Genomic DNA, 1193 nt, shown 5'->3' with positions numbered 1-1193 from the left:
TGATAAATTCATCAAAATATTCTTCTGAAACACTCTGTATTTCTCCATTTTCCCATAATCGTAATGTTCCATCGTGTTCCGATAGAGATACCCACTGATTTTCAAATTGATTCCGTTCCACCTCTGTTAAACAAATTTGATTTTCCTGTCCATATTTGAATAGGGCGCTTAATTCTTCTGAAAGGATCTCCCCAGAAGATAAGGGGGTATATTTTTTCGCTTTCGCCTTAAACAATTCACTATAAAGCTTGGCTGTATTAAAGATGGTAATTGTGTTTGTTCTTTCCCTTAACAAGAACAATACAAAAAGGAGACCGGTTTGTTCATGGGCATTTTCACAAACCCAGATGGTAATGGGCACATCTTTAGGAATAGAATGAATTAGAATAAAAGACTTTTGAATTTCTTCTATATATTCATCTACCTCTTCTTCGAGACCACGTAAGCTGCTTTTTATCCATTCATATCTTGTTTTTTGACCACTCTCAGTATGTAAATACGCGATTGGTGCAACGGCAAAGTTGTCATGAATCGAAATGACTGGCTCTTCTTCATGTATCCCCATCTCTTTTAAAATTGGCTTTAAATATTGGTATCCAAAGGTGATATGTACTTTTTGATAATTCCCTTCACTATTAAAAGTGGTAATCGGGTCCTCTGGATATAAAATATGGTTGTATATTTCTTTCATTTGATTTGAAAACTCAACAGCTGTATATTCTTTACAATCCAATAAACTTGTACTCAAGAGAATATGGTATAAATACGATCTTACTTCACGTTCAGGTAAGTCCTTGATTATTTTTTTTAACTCTTCGATTGGCAAATCCATTCTACTCCCTCATTTCTCCTCTATCTTCGTGCCATACTCCTTGGTGTATATGACGATCGTTTGATGATTCGTTCCATCCATATTGTAGGTCACTTCTCCCTCAAGTATAAGTAATATTTCAACAAAGTCGGGATGATTGTGCATCGGATTAGAAAAACTCTCCCCTTTATTTACTGTATTTGTTGACTTCGGCATAGATGAGTTTTAGTCTTTTGGGCTTTTGTTTTTGTGTCATTAAAAATACATATAGGTTATTTAATAGTATTAGAGGGAGAACCATCCCTGTGCAACTCCCAATATAGAGTTAAGGATAAGAAGGAGGGCTGTCAGGTCTTCAAAAAAGGCGGATTAGACACATGTA

At 35.3% G+C, this 1193-nt stretch carries 2 protein-coding genes; both read right to left on the bottom strand.

Features of this window, described 5'->3' with window-relative positions:
- On the bottom strand, window positions 1-832 hold an 832-nt coding region (locus V7659_RS20485; protein ID WP_335541840.1), incomplete at its 3' end, for a DUF1835 domain-containing protein.
- Between the two features lie 9 nt (window positions 833-841).
- Window positions 842-1027 carry a hypothetical protein gene (locus V7659_RS20480; RefSeq protein WP_335541838.1) on the bottom strand — a complete coding sequence of 62 codons (186 nt, stop codon included), beginning with the start codon at window positions 1025-1027 and terminating at the stop codon, window positions 842-844.
- Between the last annotated feature and the right edge of the window lie 166 nt (window positions 1028-1193).

The organism is Neobacillus drentensis (assembly GCF_036966985.1).
Taxonomy (GTDB): domain Bacteria; phylum Bacillota; class Bacilli; order Bacillales; family Cytobacillaceae; genus Neobacillus; species Neobacillus drentensis_E.
The sequence above is the reverse complement of the archived record's forward strand: the minus strand, read 5'-3'. Positions and strand labels throughout refer to the sequence as shown.

Excerpts from the sequence above, each read along its gene's own strand:
- V7659_RS20480 (WP_335541838.1), bottom strand. The coding sequence starts at position 1,027 with ATGCCGAAGTCAACAAATACAGTAAATAAAGGGGAGAGTTTTTCTAAT.